Consider the following 5,768-nt stretch of genomic DNA (forward strand, 5'->3'; position numbering starts at 1 on the left):
AAAATGCTCTTTAACTCTTTTATTACCAAATTCAAACACTTTATTGGCTAAGCCATCAAGAAAATCCCTGTCGTGAGAAACTAGTATCATAGTCCCCTCAAAAGCTTTCAAGGCATCTTTTAAAATCTCCTTTGTTTTGATATCCAGATGGTTGGTAGGCTCATCCAGTATTAACAAATTAACTGGCTGAAGTAGTAATTTAATCAAAGCCAATCTAGTGCGTTCTCCACCTGAAAGTACTTTCACCTTTTTGTCAAGAGCATCACCACTAAACATAAAAGCCCCCAACATATCTTTAATTTTAGTTCTTACATCTCCTTTAGCAATATTGTCAATGGTTTGGAAGACAGTCAGATCGCCATCTAATAAAGCCGCTTGATTTTGGGCAAAGTAGCCAATCATACTATTATGACCTACTTGCAATTCACCGTCAAAATCGATTTCACCCATAATGGCTTTTACTAAGGTGGATTTACCTTCACCGTTTTTACCCACAAAAGCAATTTTTTCACCTCTGGATATGGTCAGGGAAACATCTTTGAAAACAACATGATCACCATAAGTTTTACTCAAACCATCGGCAATTACTGGATAATTCCCCGAGCGTGGAGCAGGGGGGAACTTCAAATTCAATGCAGCGGTGTCCACTTCATCAACTTCCACTATTTCCATTTTCTCTAGCATTTTCACACGTGATTGTACTTGGAGGGTTTTGGAATAGGTGCCTTTAAAACGATCTATAAATTGTTGAATATCGGCTATCTGTTTCGCTTGATCATCAAAATGTTTTTGTTGTTGTTCTCTTCTTTCTTTGCGGAGTTCTAAATAATGAGAATAATTGGTTTTATAATCGTAAATTTTGCCCTGGGTAATTTCTATAGTGCGATTGGTTAAATTATCCACAAAGGTTTTATCGTGGCTGATCACCATCACAGCTTTGGCGTTAGTGGTTAAAAAATCTTCCAGCCATTGCACGGATTCAATATCTAAATGATTTGTAGGCTCATCCAAAAGGATTAAATCAGGTTTTTTCAATAGTATTTTGGCTAATTCAATTCTCATTCGCCATCCACCACTGAATTCCGCAGTAGAGCGATCAAAATCTGACCTTACAAAGCCTAAACCCAATAAGGTTTTCTCCACTTCAGCATCCACATTGATATCATCAATGCTATAATATTTTTCGCTGAGTTCAGAAACTTGCTCGATAATCTTACTGTACTCGTCAGACTCATAATCAGTTCGTGTTTCCAATTGCTGATTACACCACTCCATTTGATTTTTCATTTCTAAAATGGCAGCGAATGCTTTAGAGGCTTCCCCAAAAACAGTAGTGTCATCTTCAGTTAATAAATGTTGAGGTAAGTAGGCGATAATGGCATCTCCTGGAGCAGAAATTTTACCATAAGTAGGTTTATTAGCGCCAGCAATTATTTTGAGTAAAGTCGATTTGCCTGCACCATTTTTACCCATCAAGGCAATGCGGTCATTTTCGTTAATATTAAAAGTAATGTTATTAAATAAGGTGGAACCACTAAATTCAACGCCTACTGCATCTACTGAAATCATATATAATCAAATTAAGCCGCAAAGGTATTAATTAATTGGATGATAATTTCAATAGCTTAAGAATGTTTGTTTAAGCTATTATGTATTCTAGATATTAGAGTCGGATTTTAAAAGAGATAACGTGAAGTTTGTTATAAAAAAAGAAAAAAATTGAATCGACCATTTCCGAGGAACTCGGAAAAGCGGGTGGGAGGAAAGTTTAGCGGGCCAGCGTAGGCATGGAGGGTGGAAGCCAGCCAGAGGCTGGTCAGCCTCTGGCTGACATTAAACTTTCTAGAATTTTTGTTATGATAGTAGTCCTAATAAAGCCATTTCTCTATTTAAACTTTAGAATTTACAGTATATAACTATTCATTTACGTAAGTGATTATAAGCTATCAATTAAGTCTAAATTACTTCCTTGATTTAACCAAAAATTATAATTATGATCGTAAATACCACAAATAAAGGTTGGGAAATTATCTCCCAATATGCGCACGGATTGTTGGCAGGACGAATTGCTTCACAGATACATCCACAATTCCGACCCAAGCAATGGGTAGAGACTCTCACTGCCATTATTGAACATGATGACAAACAAATAGATTTAGATATACAATCTTGTTTATCGGATGCAGGTTTGCCAATGGATTTCTCATTAAGTAAGTCAGAACCTCAAAGCAGCGTAGTGAAAAGAGCGCGGGGATTAATGGAGCTTGCCATGAATAAGTCCCGATGGATTGCACTCTTAATTTCCTGTCATTTAGATTTCCTTTACAATAAGAATGAAGTAGGTAAAGAGATGCAAGCTTTTTTAAGGGAAGGGGCAAAATTCAGAAAAAGGACTTTGAAGAAATTTGAAATTACCGAGGAAAAGTTAAACGAATACTATCAAATCCTAAGATTTAGCGATCGCCTTTCTTTAATCCTTTGCAAAGATGAAGTACCTGAAAAAGGTAGGAGATTAGAAGTTAATAAGAGTATTAACAATAAAACATTTTCTGTGAGTAAGGATGAAAAAAATAGATTAAATATTGACCCCTGGTGTTTTAAAGATAAATCATTTGATTTTTCTGTTGAAACGCGATATGTGGAACAAGCCACCTTCGCTTCTGGAGCGGCACTTCAAAGTGCTATTAATAAAACAGAGGTGAGCTTGAAGGATTTTAAGTTTAAATCAGCTGGTATGTGAAATGATTTTGAATTTCGTCCAAAAACAATCTTCTGCGGTATTAACTAATGGTTGTTTAGTTAACAATATCCCTTTGTTGGTGCATTCACGTGTTTTGCTTCACAATGTGCGCTACAGGAGAATCTCTCAGTCTAATTTTTAATACTAATCTGTTATTTAAATTAAAATAATTCCTTTCATTTTTTTAATTTAAGAAACTCTCTTACTTTAGTATCTTAAAAATTCAACTATGCAAAAATTTCCCTACTTAGTATTTTTTCTATTATTATCTGTCCCTTTTACATCACTAAGTCAAAAATATCCCTTTAAAGTCGGCAAAGTAGATAAAGAAGATATGGCAATTGATTCATGCGGTTTCTATCCAGAGGCAAGCTCAATGATTATTGCTAAATATGGAGATTTGAAATTCAGATATAACAGAGATGCAGGCTGGCAATACAGAATGGAAGTTGGGGTAAGAAAGAAAATATTTAGCATTACGGATGCAGCTGATGCAGGTAATATTAAAATTAGGGCATATGAACCTGATAAAGGAGGTTCAAAAGAAGACATTGGTTCCATAAAAGCTTATTCACATAATATAGTCAATGGGGAAGTTGAAAGTGATAAACTCAAAAGAAGAGATGTTTTTAAAAAGCGAATAAACGATAATTGGGTAGAATATAGTTTTGCCATTCCTAATATAAAAGAAGGCTCAATTGTTGACTATTCTTATATAGTTACCTCTGATTATTTGTCAAATTTAACCACATGGCGTTTTCAGGAAGATATCCCTGTGGCACTAAATGATTTTAGATATACACTGCCGGAGTGGTTCAATTATCAATCCTCTCAATTAGGAAATGTAGTTTTTGCAGATCATGAAGTGGAGAATCAAAGGGAAGAGTATACTATAAGTTGGTCAAATTTAGGAGTTGATGGAAAAATGAATAGAGGAAGCGGTACCCTAACTTCTACAAGTAGCTTCAATCGCTTTATTGCTAAGGATATAATGCCTTTAGAGGACGAGCCATATATGAACAATAAAGGTAGTGTTCCTGGTAGATTGGAATTTCAATTGGTTTCTACCAATTTCCCTAATCAAACAGTTAATATTATAGCAGGAAATTATCCTAAGTTTAATGAGGAGTTGTGTAAAAACAACTCATTCGGGGTGAGATTAAAGAGAGGAAGATTTATTAAAGATTTAGAATTAAGTTCCGAAAACCCAACTCAGCAAGCAAAGGAAATATATCATCATCTTCAAAATCATTTCGATTGGAACGAAAAATATACATTTCTAAGTGAAGATGCGGGTAGAACGGCCTATAATAATAAAGAAGGTAATGTAGCGGATATCAATTTAAGCTTCATAGCTGCATTACGGGAAAATGGAATTGAGGCATATCCAGTTATTTTGAGTACCAGAGGACACGGTATTGTTCACCCGATTTATCCTTCTTACGGAGATTTCAACTATGTTATAGCTTTCATTAATATAGATGGCAAAGGATATTTTTGTGATGCTGCAAGTAATTTACCATTTAGTCAATTGCCAATAAGATGCAGAAATGGAAAAGGGTGGTTGGTATCGGAAGAAGGTGGTAGTTGGGTAGAACTAAAGCAAAACTCTGTATTCAATCATACTACCATGGTGAAAACTGAGATTACCCCTGATTCAATTGTAAGTCATGTGACCAAAAGAGACGAAGGTTATGCAGCCTTTGAAACCATTAAAAAAATTGATGAAGAAACAATAGAAAAGTATAAGGAAAATATAGTGGCTAATTATGGTAACGGACAACTTACAAATATTGAAATATCGGATATTGATCTTTCTAAGCCAGTAGATATAAAGTATGATGTTCATAAAAAAGTGGAAAGTCCGGATATTATTTACTTGGAGATTCCCACTATTGGTACTATTAAAGAAAATCCCTTTAAAAAGGAGAATCGTTTCTCACCAATAGATTTTGCTTATCAGCAGAATTACAGATTGTTTTCAACTTTTACAATTCCTGAAGGATATACAGCTGAATTGCCCGAAAGTGCACTTATAAAGTTACCGGGTGATAATGGTCAATTTATATATCATATAAGTCAAAATGGTAATACCATTAATTTAAGAAGCGATATTTTCATAACAAAGACAGATTTTTCCCCACAAGAATATCCTCAGTTAAAGCAATTTTTTGAACTAATCGAGAAAAAGCATGCTGAATTAATAGTATTGAAAAAGTAATGAAGGTATTTAAAATAATAATATTCTTAATTCTTATCTCTTTCTCAGTATATGCTGAAGCAGATGTAAAAGTAAATGCCACAGTAATAAAGGATGAAACCGTATTTACGATTAAAAGCAAAAAACAGGCAATAGTTACGAATGAGTATGTAGCTATAATTCATAATAAATACGCTAAAAGAGCCAAACAAATCACAATTTTTTATGATGATTTTATTGATGTTAAAGACGCAGAAGTAACCATCCATAGTATGGATGGCAAAAGGGTTAAGAAAATTAAATTAAAAGATTTTGAAGATTATGGAATTGGGTTAAGTAATACTGCTTCTGATAGCCGGTTAAAATATTACGAACCTACAATTACTACTTATCCATACATCATTAAGGTATCTTACGAACTGCACAAATCAGGTTCTTTACATTATCCTGTTTGGAAACCTCAACAGGAGGAAAATATGGAAATCAAAAGTGCTTCATTTACCATAGAAGATTATTCTGGTAATGGGATTCAATACAAAAAGCATCAACTTTCTGAACCCACTATTAAACATCGTGATGGAGCTCAAATTTATAAATGGAAAGTAACAGATTTGTCACCATTTGAATTTGAATATTATAACAATAGCTGGGAAGATTATACGGCTATGCTTTATACAGCTCCCAAGAATTTTGAAATGGATGGAATAGAAGGAGATATGTCTACTTGGGAGGATTTTGGTAAATGGATAGCTAAACTAAATGCCGAAAAAGAGGATATCTCAGGTTTAGATTTAACTGATTTGGATAATAGACTGAAAAATGTCGATT

At 34.2% G+C, this 5,768-nt stretch carries 4 protein-coding genes; 3 read left to right on the top strand and 1 reads right to left on the bottom strand.

All coding sequences use genetic code 11. The annotated features are described in order from the left end of the window. Positions 1 to 1,569 (bottom strand): ABC-F family ATP-binding cassette domain-containing protein (locus Q0L29_RS02665; RefSeq protein ID WP_296618841.1); only part of this gene is annotated, 1,569 nt, incomplete at its 3' end. A gap of 424 nt (positions 1,570 to 1,993) precedes the next feature. On the opposite strand from Q0L29_RS02665, the gene Q0L29_RS02670 reads away from it, so the two are divergent. From Q0L29_RS02670 to Q0L29_RS02680, 3 genes are all read left to right on the top strand, one after another. Further along, the gene (locus Q0L29_RS02670; protein ID WP_296618844.1) at positions 1,994 to 2,740 is read left to right on the top strand and encodes a DUF3891 family protein; all 747 of its coding nucleotides are present in this window, start codon (positions 1,994 to 1,996) and stop codon (positions 2,738 to 2,740) included. 229 nt (positions 2,741 to 2,969) lie between these two features. Then, the gene (locus tag Q0L29_RS02675; RefSeq protein WP_296618845.1) at positions 2,970 to 4,961 is read left to right on the top strand and encodes a transglutaminase-like domain-containing protein; all 1,992 of its coding nucleotides are present in this window, start codon (positions 2,970 to 2,972) and stop codon (positions 4,959 to 4,961) included. Continuing rightward, a partial coding sequence (locus Q0L29_RS02680) for a DUF3857 domain-containing protein (protein ID WP_296618847.1) occupies positions 4,961 to 5,768 on the top strand: 808 nt, incomplete at its 3' end. The genes Q0L29_RS02675 and Q0L29_RS02680, both read left to right, overlap by 1 nt.

The sequence above is a fragment of the Marivirga sp. genome (assembly GCF_024636815.1).
Classification (GTDB): Bacteria; Bacteroidota; Bacteroidia; order Cytophagales; family Cyclobacteriaceae; genus Marivirga.